This window comes from Candidatus Accumulibacter meliphilus (genome assembly GCF_036625345.1).
Lineage (GTDB): Bacteria > Pseudomonadota > Gammaproteobacteria > Burkholderiales > Rhodocyclaceae > Accumulibacter > Accumulibacter meliphilus.
Genome location: NZ_JAZKTZ010000017.1, coordinates 1 through 18,011 on the forward strand (window position 1 = coordinate 1; position 18,011 = coordinate 18,011).

At 61.5% G+C, this 18,011-nt stretch carries 16 protein-coding genes, 2 tRNA genes and 1 riboswitch; of the genes, 8 read left to right on the forward strand and 10 right to left on the reverse strand.

What is annotated here, in order from left to right; all coding sequences use genetic code 11:
* Positions 1-804 (reverse strand): methionyl-tRNA formyltransferase (gene fmt, locus V5B40_RS22960; protein ID WP_332356730.1); only part of this gene is annotated, 804 nt, incomplete at its 3' end.
* Entirely contained in the window at positions 801-1,304 is a 504-nt protein-coding gene (def, locus tag V5B40_RS22965; RefSeq protein WP_332356731.1) for a peptide deformylase, read from the reverse strand. The genes fmt and def, both read right to left, overlap by 4 nt.
* A 208-nt stretch (positions 1,305-1,512) precedes the next feature.
* On the opposite strand from def, the gene V5B40_RS22970 reads away from it, so the two are divergent.
* The 4 genes from V5B40_RS22970 (at position 1,513) to V5B40_RS22985 (ending at position 6,881) form a co-directional block, all read left to right on the forward strand.
* Positions 1,513-2,529 (forward strand): LysM peptidoglycan-binding domain-containing protein, encoded by a 1,017-nt coding sequence (locus tag V5B40_RS22970; protein WP_332356732.1) that lies wholly within the window; start codon positions 1,513-1,515, stop codon positions 2,527-2,529.
* A gap of 2 nt (positions 2,530-2,531) precedes the next feature.
* Positions 2,532-3,632: a DNA-processing protein DprA gene (dprA, locus tag V5B40_RS22975; RefSeq protein ID WP_332356733.1), complete on the forward strand. Its 1,101-nt coding sequence runs from the start codon at positions 2,532-2,534 to the stop codon at positions 3,630-3,632.
* A 12-nt stretch (positions 3,633-3,644) separates the two neighbouring features.
* Positions 3,645-4,094 carry a DUF494 family protein gene (locus V5B40_RS22980; RefSeq protein WP_332356734.1) on the forward strand — a complete coding sequence of 150 codons (450 nt, stop codon included), beginning with the start codon at positions 3,645-3,647 and terminating at the stop codon, positions 4,092-4,094.
* Positions 4,095-4,304: 210 nt separating this feature from the next.
* Positions 4,305-6,881 carry a DNA topoisomerase III gene (locus V5B40_RS22985; RefSeq protein WP_332356735.1) on the forward strand — a complete coding sequence of 859 codons (2,577 nt, stop codon included), beginning with the start codon at positions 4,305-4,307 and terminating at the stop codon, positions 6,879-6,881.
* 88 nt (positions 6,882-6,969) lie between these two features.
* Here V5B40_RS22985 and V5B40_RS22990 read toward each other — a convergent pair whose 3' ends face one another.
* Both V5B40_RS22990 and V5B40_RS22995 read right to left on the reverse strand, forming a co-directional pair.
* On the reverse strand, positions 6,970-7,878 hold the full coding sequence (locus V5B40_RS22990; RefSeq protein ID WP_332356736.1) for a hydrogen peroxide-inducible genes activator: 909 nt from the start codon (positions 7,876-7,878) through the stop codon (positions 6,970-6,972).
* 16 nt (positions 7,879-7,894) lie between these two features.
* Positions 7,895-8,617 (reverse strand): 16S rRNA pseudouridine(516) synthase, encoded by a 723-nt coding sequence (locus V5B40_RS22995; RefSeq protein ID WP_332356737.1) that lies wholly within the window; start codon positions 8,615-8,617, stop codon positions 7,895-7,897.
* A 221-nt stretch (positions 8,618-8,838) separates the two neighbouring features.
* On the opposite strand from V5B40_RS22995, the gene V5B40_RS23000 reads away from it, so the two are divergent.
* Complete coding sequence (locus V5B40_RS23000; protein ID WP_332356738.1) at positions 8,839-9,198, forward strand: DUF1840 domain-containing protein; 360 nt, start codon at positions 8,839-8,841, stop codon at positions 9,196-9,198.
* Between the two features lies 1 nt (position 9,199).
* Positions 9,200-10,015, forward strand: coding sequence for an N-acetylmuramoyl-L-alanine amidase (locus V5B40_RS23005; RefSeq protein WP_332356739.1), 816 nt, complete (start codon positions 9,200-9,202; stop codon positions 10,013-10,015).
* A 40-nt stretch (positions 10,016-10,055) separates the two neighbouring features.
* Here V5B40_RS23005 and thiC read toward each other — a convergent pair whose 3' ends face one another.
* From thiC to V5B40_RS23025, 4 genes are all read right to left on the reverse strand, one after another.
* Positions 10,056-11,972, reverse strand: coding sequence for a phosphomethylpyrimidine synthase ThiC (gene thiC / locus V5B40_RS23010; RefSeq protein ID WP_332356740.1), 1,917 nt, complete (start codon positions 11,970-11,972; stop codon positions 10,056-10,058).
* A 112-nt stretch (positions 11,973-12,084) separates the two neighbouring features.
* A riboswitch (TPP riboswitch) is annotated at positions 12,085-12,183 on the reverse strand.
* Between the two features lie 261 nt (positions 12,184-12,444).
* A tRNA-Glu gene (locus V5B40_RS23015) sits at positions 12,445-12,520 on the reverse strand.
* Positions 12,521-12,545: 25 nt separating this feature from the next.
* Positions 12,546-12,621 (reverse strand) — tRNA-Ala (locus V5B40_RS23020).
* A gap of 17 nt (positions 12,622-12,638) precedes the next feature.
* Complete coding sequence (locus tag V5B40_RS23025; protein ID WP_332356741.1) at positions 12,639-13,250, reverse strand: toluene tolerance protein; 612 nt, start codon at positions 13,248-13,250, stop codon at positions 12,639-12,641.
* A 123-nt stretch (positions 13,251-13,373) separates the two neighbouring features.
* On the opposite strand from V5B40_RS23025, the gene pyrF reads away from it, so the two are divergent.
* On the forward strand, positions 13,374-14,195 hold the full coding sequence (pyrF, locus tag V5B40_RS23030) for an orotidine-5'-phosphate decarboxylase (RefSeq protein ID WP_332356742.1): 822 nt from the start codon (positions 13,374-13,376) through the stop codon (positions 14,193-14,195).
* A 142-nt stretch (positions 14,196-14,337) separates the two neighbouring features.
* On the opposite strand, the gene V5B40_RS23035 is transcribed toward pyrF, so the two are convergent.
* On the reverse strand, positions 14,338-16,608 hold the full coding sequence (locus tag V5B40_RS23035; RefSeq protein WP_332356743.1) for a 6-phosphofructokinase: 2,271 nt from the start codon (positions 16,606-16,608) through the stop codon (positions 14,338-14,340).
* A gap of 279 nt (positions 16,609-16,887) precedes the next feature.
* Between V5B40_RS23035 and V5B40_RS23040 the strand changes: the two genes are divergently transcribed.
* The gene (locus tag V5B40_RS23040) at positions 16,888-17,142 is read left to right on the forward strand and encodes a hypothetical protein (protein WP_332356744.1); all 255 of its coding nucleotides are present in this window, start codon (positions 16,888-16,890) and stop codon (positions 17,140-17,142) included.
* A 47-nt stretch (positions 17,143-17,189) separates the two neighbouring features.
* Here the strand turns inward: V5B40_RS23040 and V5B40_RS23045 are convergent, their stop codons facing one another.
* Positions 17,190-17,903, reverse strand: a complete 714-nt coding sequence (locus tag V5B40_RS23045; RefSeq protein ID WP_332356745.1) for a hypothetical protein — start codon at positions 17,901-17,903, stop codon at positions 17,190-17,192.
* Positions 17,904-18,011: the final 108 nt, after the last annotated feature.

An 18,011-nucleotide genomic window follows, 5' to 3' on the forward strand; every position in this document is an offset into this window, starting at 1 on the left:
ACAGGCAACGACGAGAGCGTTGCGGTCGGCAACGAGGATCTCGCCAGGCCAGCCATTGCCGGTGATCGCCCTGGCACGCCAGACCTTGAGCAGAATGCCGTCGACCACGCAAGAAGCTCCGGGAAAAGGGTTGAAGGCTCTGACCCGGCGGGCCAGCTGCGCGGCCGGCAGACGCCAGTCGAGGGGCGCTTCGGCCTTGTCGATCTTGGCCGCGTAAGTGGCACCGGTCTCTGCTTGCGCTTGCGGCGGCAGCGGCAGACGAGCCAGAGCATCGACGATCAAGCGAGCACCGAGCAAAGCGAGACGGTCGCTGAGCGCCGCCGCCGTATCGTCGGCAGTGATCGGCAGGCGCTCGCAAAGCAGGACTGGGCCGCTATCCAGGCCGGCCTCCATTTGCATGATGCACACCCCGCTCTCAGCGTCGCCAGCGAGAATCGCCCGCTGCACGGGTGCAGCACCGCGCCAGCGCGGCAAAAGCGACGCATGGATGTTGATGCAGCCAAAAGCGGGAATATCCAGCACCGCCTGCGGAAGAATCAGTCCATAGGCGGCGACAACCATTGCTTCGGAAGCAAGCGCGCGTAGCTGCTCCTGCGTGGCAAGATCCCTCAAGCTCGACGGCTGCAGGACCTCGATCCCGGATCCCAGGGCCAGCTGTTTGACGGGCGAAGCACGCTGCGCCATGCCGCGCCCCGAGGCACGGTCAGGCTGCGTCAGGACCACAACCACCTCATGACCGGCGGCGATGATCGCCTGCAAGGCAGGGCGTGCGAAGTCGGGGGTCCCGGCAAAAATCAGTTTCACGCGGTGATTCTCGCCTGCTTGGCGAGCTTGTTCCTGATCCGCAACTGTTTGAGCGGCGAAAGGTGGTCGACAAAGACCTGTCCCTGCAGATGATCAATTTCGTGCTGCAGACAAACGGCCAGCAAACCAACGGCTTCGACAGTCTGCTCCTCGCCAGCAAGGTCAAGATAGCGGACCACGACGTGTTCGGCGCGCGCAACCTTGTCGTAAATCCCGGGCACCGACAAGCAACCTTCTTCGCAAACCTGCAGACCGTTCTGCTCGAGGATCACCGGGTTGATCAGCGTGAGCAGTTGATCTCTCGTTTCCGAGGCATCAATGACGATCAACTGCTGGTGGATGTCCACCTGGGTCGCGGCGAGACCGATTCCCGGTGCTTCGTACATCGTCTCGGCCATGTCGCGCGCCAGACGGCGAAGCTGGTCGTCGATGCTTTCGACGCGCACGGCGACCTGCTTCAGACGCGGATCGGGAAAGCGAAGTATCGGTAGTAGAGGCATAAAAGGCTTGATCGAAGAAATAACTACGTGCAGAATCTAATGTACTGTCTCGGGTATTCCGACGCTTGTTGCGCCGGGCGCAGGATGACTTCGGCCATACGCGCGCTTAAACAGCGAAACAGGGCGAACCCCGCAGCCGAAACATGATGCGGCCACGCCGCTATCCCGCCCCACCGCCATGTACGAAGGCTCGTACGAGGATAACACGATGATCCGCATTATATCCGCGTTCATTCTGGCCATGGTCAGCGCGCTCAGTTTCGCTGCCGGGCAGACTCTCCAACTGGCAGATAGCGCCCCCACACGGCATGTGGTCGTGCCCGGTGACACGCTGTGGGGAATCTCGGGAACCTTCCTCAAGGAACCCTGGCGCTGGCCGGAGATCTGGCGAATGAACCGACAGGAAATCAGGAACCCGCACTGGATCTATCCGGGTGACGTAATCGTCCTCGATCACGACGCGCAAGGCAACGCCATGCTGCGTCTGCAGCGTGACCGACTCAACCCACAGATTCATTCCGAAATGAACGAGCAGGCAATCCCGGCGATTCCGCCAAACGTCATCCGGCCTTTTCTCTCCGACCCGCTGGTCGTGGAAGCGAATGCGCTCGACAACGTGGCGCGCATCGTCGCCACCCAACTCGATCGGGTGTTTCTCGGCAACGGCGACCTGGCCTACGTTGCCAATGCCGACCCCGCGCCTCGTGACTGGCATATCTATCGCAACGGCAAGCCCTTGCGGGACCCGCAAAGCGACGAAATCCTGGGCTATGAAGCTTTCTACCTGGGCACTGCGAAGCAGGTCGAAGTGGGCAATCCGGCAACCTTCGAGGTGGTCACGGCCACGCAGGAAGTCGGCTTTGGCGACCGCCTGCTGCCCGCCAGCCCCCCACCGCTGATCGCCTACGTTCCGCACAAACCCGACTTTGACGTCGATGGGCGCGTGGTTTCCGTCTATGGCGGCGTCGACGCAGCCGGCCGCGGCTCGATCATCTCGATCAACCGCGGCACAGCCGACGGGATCGAGATCGGACACGTCCTGGCTCTCGAACGCAATCGCATCATTCATGAACGCGACGAGCAGGGCCACAAGGCGGTGATCGACATTCCGCCCTCGCGCATCGGCCTACTCTTCGTCTTCCGTACCTTCCAACGGATTTCCTACGGCCTGGTCGTGCAGTCCGAAGGCACTGTAGACGTCAACGACTTCGTCCGCACACCCTAGAGATGGGCGCAGCCGAGTCGCTGGCCGCCTGGCTACGACTGACGCTGATTCCTGGTGTTGGCGGCAAGACGCAACGTAAACTCCTCAAGGCCTTCGGGCCTCCAGAGACCATCTTCGCAGCTGGCCGCGCCACCATCGCCGGCGTCATTGGCGGCAAGGCGGCAAGCCTGCTGCTCGATACCGACAATCGCGCAGTCGTTGCAAGGGCCCTGGCCTGGTCTGAAGTCCCGGGCCAACAGCTGCTCACTCTCGCCGACGCGGAGTACCCGCAAGCGCTGCTGCACATTGCCGATCCGCCGACCCTGCTCTACGTCCGTGGTCGCCTCGACCTGCTGAATAAACCAGCGCTGGCTGTCGTTGGCAGTCGCAACCCGACTCCGCAAGGACTCAACAACGCCGAGCGCTTCGCCGCCGCCTTTGCCGAGGCTGGACTGACCATCGCCAGCGGCCTGGCCCTGGGCATCGACGCCGCCGCACATCGCGGCGCCTTGCGAAGTTCGTCAAACACCGTGGCTTTCATCGGCACCGGGATCGACCGTCTCTACCCGGCTGCCAACCAGCAGCTGGCCCTGGATATAAGCGCCAGAGGGGCAATCGTTTCGGAGTTTCCCCTCGGCGTGCCGCCCGCAGCCGCCAACTTCCCGCGCCGCAACCGCCTTATCTCTGGCTTCTCGCACGGCACCCTGGTCGTCGAGGCCACCGTCGATAGCGGTTCGCTGATTACCGCGCGCCTCGCCGCCGAACAGGGACGCGAGGTATTCGCCATTCCCGGATCGATTCATTCGCCACATTCGCGCGGCTGCCACAAGTTGATCAGAGAAGGTGCCAAGCTGGTAGAGACGGTTCAGGACGTCCTCGACGAGCTCTCTTGCCCACTGCGGCCATTGGCTGCGGCTGCGCCGCCGGCATGCCCTGGTGACGCGCGTCCACAAGACAGCGGACTACTGGCGACGATGGGATTCGATCCCTGCAGCCTGGACGAGCTGGTGCAGCGGAGCGGCTTGACGGCTGACGTCGTTTCGGTGATGCTCCTCCACTTGGAATTGGATGGTCAGGTCGCCGCTTTGCCGGGCGGTCGCTATCAACGCATTTCCCAAGCCTGAGAGCCCTTTCTGATGATCGACATCCTGGTCTACCTTTTCGAGAACTATCACGACTTCAGCGCCCGCCCCAAGACCAAGACGCTCAAACGGCGCTTGAGCGCCGTTGGTTTCGAGCAAAAGGCGATCACCACCGCCCTGCGCTGGCTCGACGGGCTGAAAGCCACGCCGGCGATCGAGCATCCCTGCGATCAGCGTGCGCTACGCATCTACCTGGCGGAAGAACAGCGCAAGCTGGGCCTGGAGTGTCTCGCTTTCATCGCCTTTCTTGAGACGGCTGACATGTTGGCACCGGCTTTGCGCGAACTCGTCGTCGAAGGTGCGATGCTGCTCGATGACGACCCGGTCCCTCTGGCCAAGTTCAAGATCATCGTCTTGATGATTCTCTGGAGTCGCGAGCAGGCGCTTGAGCCCCTGATCGTCGAGGAACTCCTCGACGACGGTGAGCACCGACTGCTCCACTGAGGCTCGCTCCCCTTCGCTATCATGAGGTGGCTGGGGCTTCGACTACAGCAGGTCAAGCAGCCCTTCGGCGATCCTCGCGCAAACAGTCCTGCCGCCCGCCTCGCTTGCCAAGCGCGGCAGAGTGCTCTTATCATGGCCCGCCCAAGGCTGTAAGCTTGCGCCATCCCGCCAGCACTATTGTGACCACTGTCCCGGACTGATGAAGACCCCATGAGCAAGAAACTGATCATCACCGAGAAACCCTCCGTCGCTGCTGACCTTGCACGCGCCCTCGGCGGCTTCGTTCGGCACGAAGACTATTTCGAGAGTGACGACTACGTCCTCTCCTCGGCCGTCGGACATCTGCTTGAACTGGCCTGTCCCGAGGAGTACGAGGTCAAGCGCGGCAAGTGGTCTTTCGCCCACCTGCCGGTAATACCGCCGCACTTCGCGCTACAGCCGATTCTGAAAACCGAGTCGCGCCTCAAGTTGCTGGTCCGCCTGCTCAAACGCAAGGATGTCGTCAGCCTGGTCAACGCCTGCGACGCCGGCCGCGAGGGTGAACTGATTTTCAACTACATCGTTCAGCACGCCAGGAATACCAAACCAGTCGAACGCCTCTGGCTGCAGTCGATGACCCAACAGGCGATCAGAGACGGCTTCTCACGCCTGCGCAGCGGCACCGACATGCAAGGCCTTGGCGACGCTGCTGTCTGCCGCTCGGAGTCGGACTGGTTGGTCGGCATCAATGGCACGCGCGCCATGACCGCTTTCAACTCGAAAACTGGTGGCTTCCACCTGACCACCGTCGGTCGCGTTCAGACGCCAACGCTGGCGCTGATGGTCGACCGCGAAGACCGCATTCGCAAGTTCAAACCGCGCGCCTACTGGGAAGTCGAGGGGCTCTTCGTTTGTGCCGCCGGCGACTACCGCGGCAAGTGGTTCGACGAGAAGCACAAGGGCAAGGACCACGACGAGCACGCGCGCGCAGACCGCTTGTGGGACGATGCCCGCGCCGTCGCCCTGCAGCAGAAATGCGCCGGCAAGGACGGTGAGGTCAGCGAAGAGACGAAGCCCTCGACGCAGCTATCGCCGCTGCTCTACGACCTGACCAGCCTGCAACGCGAAGCCAACGGCCGCTTCGGCTTCTCCGCGAAAGCAACGCTTGGCCTGGCGCAAGCACTCTACGAGAAGCACAAGGTATTGACCTACCCACGGACAGATGCTCGTGCCCTGCCCGAAGACTACCTCGATACGGTAAAGGCAACGCTATCGATGCTCACCGGTGAGAACGCGATAAAAGGGAGCGACGAATCTGCACTCGCCCGCTATGCGCCTTTCGCCGCGAATATCCTGGCTCGTCAGTGGGTGATGCCCAATAAGCGCATCTTCAACAACGCCAAGATCTCCGATCACTTCGCGATCATCCCGACGCTGCAGGCGCCCAAGCATCTGTCTGAACCGGAGTTGAAACTCTACGACATGGTCGTCAAGCGTTTCCTTGCGGTCTTCTATCCGGCCGCCGAATCACTGATCACGACGCGCATCACGCGCGTCGAGGGCGAGCCCTTCAAGACCGAAGGCAAGGTGCTGGTCAATCCCGGCTGGCTGGCGGTCTACGGCCGCGACGCACAGGAGGGCAATGACGGCAATCTGGTCGCGGTACAGCCAAAAGAAGTCGTGCATGCGGAAGAGATACTCCTCAACGCACATGAAACCAAGCCGCCGCCGCGCTACTCGGAAGCAACGCTACTGACCGCCATGGAGGGCGCCGGCAAAACGATGGACGACGAGGAACTGCGCGCGGCGATGGCTGGACGTGGCCTCGGCACGCCGGCAACGCGTGCGCAGATCATCGAGAACCTGATCGCCGAACAGTATCTTCACCGCGACGGCCGCGAACTGCAGCCGACCGCCAAGGCTTTCTCGCTGATGACCCTGCTCAACGGCCTGGGCATTCCGGAGCTGACGGCCCCGGAGCTGACCGGAGAATGGGAATGGAAGCTCGCGCGCATGGAACGGGGCGAGATGTCGCGCAAGGAATTCATGAGCGAAATCGCGGCGATGACCGAGGGCATCGTTACTCGTGCCAAGAGCTACGATAGCGACACCATCCCCGGTGATTTCGGCGAACTGAAAACACCTTGTCCGAAGTGCGGCGGCCTGATCAAGGAAACCTACAAGAAGTTTCAGTGCCAGGCCTGCGATTTCTCCCTCTGGAAGATTGTCGCCGGTCGTCAGTTCGAAGACCGCGAGATTGATGAACTGCTCACCGAGCGTAAGATCGGACCACTGACCGGCTTCCGCAACAAGATGGGACGCCCCTTCAACGCGATCATCAAACTAAACGCCGACAACGCACCTGAGTTTGACTTTGGCCAGGGAAGTGCCGGCGACGCCGCCGAAGAAGTCGACTTCTCGCAGAGCGAAGCCCAGGGCGCCTGCCCGAAGTGCGGCGCCCGCGTATTCCCGCACGGCATGGCCTACGTTTGCGAGAAATCGCAAGGGCCCAACAAGAGCTGTGACTTCCGTTCGGGGACGATCATTCTCCAGCAGCCGATCGAGCCCGAACAGATGCAGAAGCTATTGAGTACCGGGCGGACCGACCTGCTGCGCGGCTTCGTCTCGGCGCGTACGCGCCGCAAGTTTTCTGCCTTTCTGGTACGCGGCAGCGATGGAAAAGTCGGCTTCGAGTTCGAAAAACGCGAAGCAAAAGTGACCAGCAAGAAGCCAGCCGCCACCAAGACCGACACTGACACGCCAGAAACAGGAAAGAAACCCAGCTCGCGCAAAAAGGTGGCCAGCTAGTACCAGCAGCCGCTCACTCACGGACAACCCTGCGCGCGGCTGTTTCACGTGAAACAGCCGCGCGGCGCAGCGCCGCAAGCAGCACTCGTCAGCCCGCAAGCACGCCGGGCGGCGGTGCGTCCAGGATCGCCGCGCGCAAGACGTCAATCGCCTGCGGCCGCGGGAAGCTCGCCCGCCAAGCGATCACCACCTTGCGCACCGGCACCGGATCACGGAACTCGCGAAACTCCAACAGCTCGTCGTGCGGCCACGCCGCCGCCGCTGAGACCGGCACTACCGAAAGACCGGCGCCACTGGCAACCATGTAACGCACCGTCTCGAGCGAGCTCCCCTCCAGCGCGCCGTCGGTACCGCCCGCTGCCGAAAGCTTGGGGCACGCCTGCACCACTTGATCACGGAAGCAATTCCCATTGCCGAGCAGCAGCAGATTCTCGGCAGCGACCTGATCCGGGTCGATTAGGGCTTGCCGCGTGAGCGGATGCCCGTTCGGCAAGACCATGCAAAACGGCTCCTCGTAAACCACCCGCGAAACGATGCCTGCTTCGCCGAATGGCAAGGCGACGACAATCACATCCAGTTCGCCGCGACGCAACTGCGCACTCAGATTTACCGTAAAGTTCTCGTGCAGAAAAAGTGGCATCCGCGGCGCACGCGCATGCAGGGCGGGGATCAGACGCGGCAGCAAGTACGGTGCGATGGTGTAAATGACCCCCAGGCGCAAGGGCCCCAACAAGGGATCTTTGCCCTGCTCGACGAGTTCCTTCAGTCTACCCGCCTCCTCCAGAACCCGTTCCGCCTGAATGGCCATCTGTTCACCAAGCATCGTCAAGCGCACCTCGGCAGACGATCGCTCGAAGAGAACCACGCCGTAGCGCTGCTCGAACTTCTTCAAGGCCACCGACAAGGTCGGTTGGCTGACGTGACATTTCTCCGCCGCCCGGCCGAAATGCTTCTCACGAGCAAGCATCGCGATGTAGCGCAACTCGGTCAGGGTCATCGGCGATCCTCTCGTTTCAGAACGTGCTGACCTTGTCGGCCGCCAGCCGTTCCAGCTCCGCCGTCTCCAGCCACATCCACTTTCCCACCGCGAGCGATGCTGGCAACACGAAACCGCCGATGCTGATCCGATGCAGCGCCTCCACCCGATTGCCGGCGGCGGCGAGCATGCGCTTGACCAGATGATAGCGACCCTCGGTTACCGTCAGGCGCAGGCAGCGCGGGCCGAGAAGGACACAGTCCTGCGCGGCAACCGGCCTGGGGTCGTCGTTTAGCACCACGCCAGCCAGCAGGGCGGACATCTGTGGCGCATCAACGCCATGTCGTGTTGTCACCTCATAGACCTTGGGCACCGCTTTTTTCGGTGAGGTATAGCGATGTATGAACTGCCCGTCGTCGGTCAGCAGCAAGAGCCCGGTGCTGTCTTCGTCGAGCCGTCCAACTGCCTGCACACCGCGGGTCAGCAAGGGATCGGGAAGAAGCGAGTAGACGCTGGGATGATGTAAAGGGCGTTGTGAGCATTCGTAGCCCGCCGGCTTGTGTAGTGCCAGATAGGCGAAGCGCCGATAAACCCAGGCAACACCGTCCACCGTGAAGCTCAGGCCGTCCGCCTCGAAGCGCGCGAAGGGATTGTCGCAGAGCTGCCCGGCAACCCAGACGCTGCCCGAGCGAACCAGCGCCCGGCAGTCAGCTCTGCTGCCAAAGCCCTGCGATCGCAACAAACGTTCCAGCTCGATCATCATTGCTCCCCAGGAAAAGCGGTGCAACGGGCGCAGGTTCTCAGCGGCCGACAGTACTCTTGTTGCTCAAGGTTTGGACTCATGCTCGCAGTGTACACGACCTGTACCACGAGCATCCGAAGGAAGCACAGCAATCGCCTTGCCCAAGGCCGGCTATTGTTCTCAGCTGCACCAGCGACGACAATAGACAGTACGCTACTCAACCTCAAGGAAAGCCGAGCATGCTGGTCAAATTCAACTCGAGCACCTCCGGACAGATCATGATGTTCGCAGCTGCCGCCCGCCAACTCCTCGAAATCCTTCGTAAGGACTGCACGGCGCGCGGCGTGATTACCGCCGAGCAACTACCCGAAGCCATCGAACGCCTGCGAACGGCCGTGGCCGGCGGCAGGCGCAACGTCGCCGCCGGGCTTCCCGCGCCGTCCACCGCCCCCGAAAAAAATGAAGGTAGCGAAGGTGATCATCCAGAAGATGACCCGCCAATCGGATTGGCTCAGCGCGCCTTCCCACTGATCGAACTCCTGGAGTGGACGCAGAAAGAGGACGGCTTCATTCTCTGGGAAGCCGCCAAGGATTTCTAGAGTGCGTAGGACCCTATCCTGTCGCGGCGTCATCTATCAGCGCTTGGACTTGCGCAGCTTGACGACCATCGTCGTCAGCGGCGTTCTCGCCTTGCTGACCAGCACTGTCGGCGCAGCCGAGGTGGCGGTCGACGCCGGTCACACGCTGGCTGCCCACGGCGCAAGCAGCGCGCGTGGTGGCCGTGAATTCGACTTCAACCGCGTGCTTGCGAAACGGGTGAGCCGCGAACTCGGCTTACGCCAGCTGGACGTCCGACCCATAAACTTTGACGGCAAGATAGAAAGTCTGGCCGCCCGCCCCGAACAGGCCGCCGGCACCGACTTTTTCATTTCAATCCACCACGATTCAGTGCACGCCGATCTACTGCAGGAATGGGATTGGCAGGGAAGCCCGCAGACCTACAGCGATGACTACAGCGGCTTCGCGCTCTTCGTTTCACATGACAGCCCCGATCTGGCGACCAGCCTGCGCTGTGCGTCAGCAATCGGCGCCCGCCTGCGGCGGATGGGTTTCCAGCCCGCCCGCCATCATGCCAATCCGCCCTCCGGAACACCGCGCGCGGTGGCCGACGCAACCAACGCGGTGCACTACTACGACAAGCTTGTCGTCCTCTACCGCACGACGCTACCGGCGGTACTCTTCGAAGCGGGAGTGATCAAAAACCGTGACGAGGAGTTGTTGCTGCTCGACGCCAGCCGCCAGGCACGCATGGCCGACGGCATCGCCACCGGCATCGCCGCCTGCCTGTACGCTGCTCAGGGGTCGAACGGCAAGCCGCAGAAGGCCGCGCCAGCAGCGACCGTGCCATCCCCCTGAGCGGCAAGCAAGGCCCGCTGCCGGCGCTGAAGCCCCGCGTTCAGACCTTTCGATACACCTCTGCACCGGCCTTCACGAACTCGATCGCTTTCGCCTCCATCCCCTTGCTCAGCGCCTGTGCCTCACTGACTCCCTGTGCCGCGGCGAACTCCCGGACTTCCTGGGTGATCTTCATCGAACAGAAATGCGGGCCGCACATCGAGCAGAAGTGCGCCACCTTGGCCGACTCCTTGGGCAGGGTCTCGTCGTGAAACTCGCGCGCCTTGTCGGGGTCCAGGCCCAGGTTGAACTGGTCGTCCCAGCGAAACTCGAAGCGCGCCTTCGACAGCGCGTTGTCGCGAATCTGCGCACCCGGGTGGCCTTTCGCCAGATCGGAAGCATGTGCCGCCAATTTGTAGGTAATGATGCCCACCTTCACATCGTCCTTGTCCGGCAGCCCGAGGTGCTCTTTTGGCGTCACGTAGCAGAGCATGGCGGTACCGAACCAGCCAATCATCGCCGCACCGATACCGCTGGTGATGTGGTCGTAGCCAGGAGCGATATCGGTGGTCAAGGGGCCAAGGGTGTAAAACGGCGCTTCCTTGCACTGCTCGAGCTGCAGTTCCATGTTCTCCTTGATCATGTGCATCGGCACATGGCCCGGACCCTCGATCATCACCTGCACGTCGTGCTTCCAGGCGATGTCGGTCAGCTCGCCGAGCGTTTCCAGTTCGCCTAGTTGGGCGGCGTCGTTGGCATCGTAGATAGACCCCGGACGCAAGCCATCACCGAGGCTGAAAGCCACATCGTAGGCTTTCATGATCGCGCAGATCTCTTCGAAGTGCGTGTACAGGAAACTCTCCTGGTGGTGCGCGAGACACCACTTGGCCATGATCGAACCACCGCGCGAAACGATGCCGGTTAGCCGGTTGGCGGTCAGCGGCACATAGCGCAACAACACCCCGGCGTGAATCGTGAAGTAGTCGACGCCCTGCTCGGCCTGCTCGATCAAGGTATCGCGGAAGATCTCCCAGGTCAGGTCTTCAGCCTTGCCATTGACCTTCTCTAGCGCCTGGTAGATCGGCACCGTGCCGATCGGTACGGGGCTATTGCGAATGATCCACTCGCGCGTTTCGTGAATGTTCTTTCCAGTCGATAGATCCATCACCGTGTCGCCGCCCCAGCGGATCGACCAGGTCATCTTCTCGACCTCTTCCTGAATGCTCGAACCCAGCGCCGAATTGCCGATATTGGCATTGATCTTGGTCAGGAAGTTACGACCGATGATCATCGGCTCGCTTTCCGGGTGATTGATGTTGCAGGGAATGATCGCTCGCCCACGAGCCACTTCCGAACGCACGAACTCCGGCGTGATCTCCTCCGGAATACTGGCGCCGAAACTGTTGCCAGGATGCTGACGGCAGAGAATCTCGGCGAAACGTTCGCCCTGAGGCCCGGAAGCCTGCAATTGCTCGATGTAGGCGCGGCGATTGTTGTTTTCGCGAATGGCGACGTATTCCATTTCCGGAGTGATGATGCCACGCCGCGCGTAATGCATCTGGCTGACGTTGGCGCCACCCCGGGCGCGTAGCGGGCGGCGCTGCAGACCGGGAAAACGCAGATCGTCGAGCGCCGCATCAGCGGCGCGAACACGCCCAAAATCAGAACTCAGGCCGCCGAGCGCCTCACTATCACCACGCTCGGCAATCCACTGCGCGCGCAGCGCCGGCAGGCCCTGGCGGATATCGATCGTCGCCTGCGGATCGGAGTACGGTCCCGAGCAGTCGTAAACATAAATCGGCGGGTTTTTCTCGCCGCCGAAAGCGGTATCGGTATCGGCCTGAGAAATTTCGCGCATCGGCACGCGCAGATCAGCGCGACTTCCGGTAACGTAAATCTTGCGGGAATTCGGCAAGGGCTGGATCGCAGCCTGGTCGACGTGAGCGTCAGCGGCGATGAACTTCTCGTTAGCGTTCATGGTGTTTCCTTGCAGAGGGGTAAGGCAAAAGCGCTACGCAAACGTGCAGCGTGCAAGGGGTCGGCAAGACGAGCGAGACGGAGTGAAGGCTATCACCCTGCGCACAAAGCAAACATGGTGCGCTCCGCTTCCCTACGACGGCATGACCCGTACAGGTTCGAAGGGACTCTCTCAGCCACACCCTAGCAGCGCGGCACCCCCAACGTGAGCGCCCAAGTTACTGGAATCGCTGGACTTTGGCAAGAATATTGATATCTTTCGGCCACGCTCGCTGCTACGGAAAAGCACGCCGCGGACACCATTATTGGTGATCAGCGGATAACTGCCGAGTCAATAGCGACGCACTCGCCGCCGTAAGCTGTGGATTTGGCACCCTAAACCGAGCACGCGATGGCTGCCCCGGGTTCCCGGTAGGCGGCAAGCAAAGCCTCGACCTCGTTGTGCGTGGCGCCTGCAAGAACTGCAGTAGCGCTGGCGTCCCCACGGGGATTCGAACCCCGGTACCTACCGTGAAAGGGTAGTGTCCTAGGCCTCTAGACGATGGGGACCCGGAACTGACATCTTTCGCCTTGCTGGTGGAGGTACGCGGGATCGAACCGCGGACCTCTTGCATGCCATGCAAGCGCTCTCCCAGCTGAGCTATACCCCCCCCGAAAGAAGCGCGCATTATAGGGTTCGAGGCCTGCCTTGTAAAGCACCGTTCATCACCACGGAGTAATCCACCCAGTCGCTCTCTCCGTCGATGCCCTGCAAGCGGCGAAGGTTGCGCGCGCGTAGCTGCTTGCTCAGCGAGCGCGGCCCAATGCGTGCGTCGGAAATGTCGATCAGCCCGAATTCCTGATCGGGCGTGTAAACCACGTTGCCGAGATGCAAGGAGCGAAAATACACGCCGGCTTCATGCAAACGAATGATGAAATCCGTGAACGCCGCTTTCAAGCCCGGCTCTATCGCCGGGTCAAGGCCCTCGCGCAGCATTTCACGCAGCGTCTTCCCGGCCAGCGGCTGGTAGTGCACAGCATCGCGCCCAATCGAAGGAATTCGCCACACAGCGATGATCACCGGCGCCGGAATGTGGCGCTGGTGGAGAGCCTCGGCATGGTCGGCAAAGCGTTGTGCATAGGGCGACCAGGCTGCTGACGAAAACAGGCGCTTGCGGCGAAAGAGCTTGAGGATCGTCCCGTCAGCAAGCCCCAAGACCTTGTCCCCAAAACCGTCTGCCTCAAGAACAGCCGCCCCGGCGCGCATGGCAAGGTAGACGTCGTGCTCCAGTGTCTTCAAGCTGCCTCCGTACTCAAAAGACTCAGAGTCTACCTTTTTCGCCGAAGGCAAGGCAGGATCGCCGCCATCTGATCAAGTCGTGGCCGTTAGAATGCAGTTTTTCTTACCAGCGATGATCATCCGATGAACTTCATGCACGCCCTCAACGCCGCCTGGCAGGACCGCAATAGTCTGCTGTGCGTCGGCCTCGACCCCGACCCAGCGCGCTTCCCGGCCCACTTGCGCGGCCAGCCTGACGCCATTCTCACTTTCTGCAAAGGAATCGTCGACGCCACCGCCGATCTGGTCTGCTCGTTCAAACCGCAGATCGCCTATTTCGCCGCCCAGGGCGCCGAAGACCAGCTACAAGCACTGATCGGCCACATTCACAGCGCCCACCCGACGATACCGGTAATCCTCGATGCCAAGCGCGGCGACATTGGCAGTACCGCCGAGCAATACGCCATCGAAGCCTTCGAACGTTTCAAAGCGGACGCGCTGACCGTCAACCCCTACATGGGACGCGACTCCATCGAACCCTATCTGGCTTACGGCGACAAGGGCATCATCCTGCTCTGCCGAACCTCGAACCCCGGCGGCAGCGACCTGCAGTTCCTCGACGTCGGTGGTGAAAAGCTCTACGAGCGCCTCGCCCGCCTGATCAGCGGCAACTGGAACCAGAGCGGCCAGTGCGCGCTCGTCGTCGGCGCCACCTTCCCTGGCGAAATCGCCCGCGTCCGCGAACTTACCGGCAACATGCCCCTGCTCGTGCCGGGAATCGGCGCCCAGGGCGGCGACATCGAAGCTACCGTCCGCGCCGGCTGTACGGCAACGGGCGACGGCCTGCTGATCAATTCCTCGCGCGCCATCCTCTATGCCGGCAACGAAGAAGATTTCGCAGCCGCGGCACGGCGAGTGGCCATGGCCACTCGCGATGCGATCAACACCTATCGCCAGGCAGCTTAGCGGCTGCGGACGAGCAGTGCGGAGGCCACAAAAGCAAGGAGGCTGATGACCTCGAGTACTGGCGCCGTCCGCTTTCTCTTCCTATGCTCCTGGAGCAGAAGTGGGGGCTTTCAAGAGCCCGCTCGTCAAGGTCGCGGAATGCCTATCGCCGGAGCTCTCCGGCGACGAGCAGGCCGGGGCAGGCATCCACAGCTTCCTCTTTCGGCTTCGCCATGGTCCGCATGACCGGCTGCAAATCCAGCCACCATTGCTGCGTCGGCCGCCGATGCTGCAGATCAACGACGTCATGCATACGGTTGATCGCAGAGATCATCACCTTGCCTTCGACCAGGCCAATATAGGCCCCGGCGGCCGAGCCGCGCTGCAGTTCCGCGGTCAGGAAATCGATACAATGAGCCGCCAGACGGGTGGCCAGCACGCGATCGAACGGAGACGGGTTACCCCCCTGCTGGACATGACCCAGGATCGCCTGGCGCACGTCGAACAGGCCGTGGCCTTCCTCCTCGAACAGCCGGCACATGAAATCGGTCGTGTACTGGGCGTTTGCACGTTCGTTACGAATCGTGAGGTAGAAACGCCGACCGCCATGAAAGCTCTCGATCATCCGTTCCACGTCTGCTTGCAGGTCCTTGAGCGAGACCCCTTCTTCGGGCAGATAGATGCGCTCGGCGCCGCTTGCCAGACCACTCATCAGCGCCAGGTAGCCGCAGTAGCGGCCCATTACTTCGACCACGAAGCAACGCCGCGCTGCCATCGCCGACTGCTTGATGCGATCGAGGGCCTCAACGATGGCGTTGAGAGCAGTGTCGGCGCCAATGCTCAGCTCCGAACCGGGGAGGTTGTTGTCAATGCTCGCGGGCAGACAAATCATCGGAATCTTGAAGGCCGGATAGCGTTCTCGCTCGCTGTACAGAGTATGGGCGACCCGGTAGGCCAGCCAGCCACCGATGATCAGCAAGCCGTCTATGCCGTGAGTTTCTAGCGCGCGCGCCACGGTATACAGCTGCTCGACGGTCGGCGCCTGCCGGGTCGTACCTAGTTCGGCGCCGCCCATGGCCGCCCAACCCTCTACGTCGCCCCAACTTAGCTCGTCGATCCGGCCGGCCAGCAGACCCTCGAAACTGCCACGCACTCCGAGCATCGTGTGGCCGCGATCCAGCCCGAGCCGAACGGCGGCGCGCGCCGCGGTATTCATCCCTGGCGCAAGCCCACCGCCGTGCAGCACAGCTAGCCGGCGCCGGCGAACCGGCGCTTTGACACTGGGCGGCGCGCCAGCCATCGCCTTGAAAGTATGAAACATCTCCGTAAAGCTGCTGCCGCGCAACTCCATTGCTGCCGCATAGTCATGCGCGGCAATTCTTCTGGCTACGTTTTGAGTTTGCTCCACGCAAAGCATCAAGGGCGCGTGTCGTACCCGGTTGTAGCGCATACCAACCATTTGCGGTTCACTGTCCTCGGTGGCCGACAACAGCTCCTGAACGGCGGCGTGGCCGACCAGTGTGCTCATGCAACGATCGAAGGCGCTTGGCGTGCCGCCGCGCTGAACGTGGCCGAGAATAGTCACCCGCGTGTCCTCACCAAGCCGGTCTTGAAGCACCTGCCGCACCTGCTCGCTAGTGATCGCCTGGCCTTCCTTGTCGCACGCCCCTTCGGCGACAACGACAATACTATCGCGGCGACCGGCCGCCCGACCGCTGCGCAAACGCTCGCACATCTCTTCCTGCCAGTCGTCTGGCGGCGGACTTTCCGGGATCAGGACATAGTCCGCACCGCCGGCGATCGCGCTCATTAGGGCCAAATAGCCACAGTGGCGGCCCATCACCTCAACCACGAATGTACGCTGGTGGCTGGCGGCCGTGCTGCTAATGGCGTCAATGGCCTCGACGATTCGGTGCAGCGCTGAATCGGCACCGATGGTCATGTCGGTGCCAACCATGTCGTTGTCAATAGAGCCGACCAAGCCGGTAATCATCAGTGCCGGATGCCGTTGCGCGGTGATCTCGTCGATCTCGCCGCGCTGAACCAGTTCCGCCAAGAGACTCGGCCACTCCTGCCGAAACAAGTTGGCACCTGTCAAGCTACCGTCGCCGCCGATCACCACCAGCCGGTCGATTCCGTGCTGGAGGAGGTTTCTGGCTGCGGTCAGCCGGCCGTCGCGCTCGCGAAACGCCGGGCAGCGCGCTGTCCCGATGATCGTTCCGCCCCGGTGTAGAATGCTGCCGACATCGTCCCAGGAAAGTGAGCGAATGCGGTCGCCGCCATCCACCATGCCCTGATAGCCCTCAAGAATGGCGTGCACGCCGACGCCCCGGTGCAACGCCGCGCGGACTACCGCGCGCACTGCGGCATTCATGCCTTGGGCATCGCCGCCACTGGTCAGCACGCCAATGCTAATCGAGAGATTGGTGACCATGGATACGACCTTCCTTCAACTGTTAATGTGCAAGTCGTCGAGTAGGCGACTCACAATTTCCCTTAGCCTCAGTGCGTAAGAAAGGGCTGGGGGTGAGACGCGGAATTCAGGGACCATGCTCCCTGCGCGTCGAACGATGCCGACGTGCAAGCCCGATTGCACACTGCGAGTACGGGAAATGGTCCGTCGCCGCCTGAAGACAAAAGGCTCAGGCGGCCACCTATGGTATGAATCATGCCAACGGCTAATTCACACAACATACTATTCGCATACTTGGGAATGAACTGGAATTTCTTCGCCCGGCAGAATTCCGCGTGCGTGCGCCCTACCCGTCGTTCGTGGCTGCAGAAGCCCAGGGACCTTTCCAGAACGCAGAACGAGTTGCACACGAGCGGCAGCCGCATCTCACGGCGTGAGCCGCCTTTGCTGCTTGTCTTCCCGGCACCCATTACCTTCCGCGCGATTCCGCAAAGCGCTGCCAGCGCTTCAGGCCTGAAAAAGACCTTATTTCCGCCAGCTTGCGCGTTGCGCTAAAAGAACAGCCGAAATGGTCGTCCATCTCGGCTTCCTGCTAGACGGCATTACAGATTGCAGGAGCGCCACCACTGGCTGTGGTCCTGACGCAAGGTCTCATGCGACGGAATTTCGTAAAACACCAGATCAGTGCCGTTACCCATATAGATACCGTTTTTGATCATCCGGTAGGGAAACTCAAGTGAGTGCACCCGATGCACCAGCTTGCTTTGCTTGCCGCTTGGATCCACTTCCAGCAAAGCCTCGCGCAGATGGTGAACGAACGAGTACGGCAAATCGCCGATGGCACCGGCGCCGGGATCCGTCGCCAGTGCGCCCAGGCTCAACTCGACAAAGCACAGGCCAGGGAAGCGAATGAACTTGTTTGGCTGACTGGTGATACTTTCATAGTAAGTCTTCGGGTCCTGCGCGCTCACCACCAGGCTGTTGATCGGCGCCAGATCCTGATACATGTGCAAGCCCTTCCCTTTCGCCGGAAGCGAATCGGAGCGGCTCAAGCCAAGCGTCTGGCCGTAGGCGGTGCCCAGATACAGTTTGCCGAGAGCGCTCACCGGAATATGCTCAAGTACTCGGTACACGGAAATATAAACCGAGTTCTTGGGGGTACCATCAGGGTGCGCGACACAGCGCTTCAAGCCCTCATCGATGTTGAAGAACTCATGACGAAAGTTCACATCGACCTCGAAGAAGATCGCTTGCCCCTTGGATTTGTAGCTATGCCCGGTTGAGTAGTATTGCCCGAACTCCTCCGGTTCCAGCATGGACGCGATCAGGGCTTCGGGGACCAGCGAAAAGTAGAGATGTATCGTCATGATTGTGTACTTTCTCCAAGATCAGATTGTATGGACGACGTGCCATCGTCGGAAGAC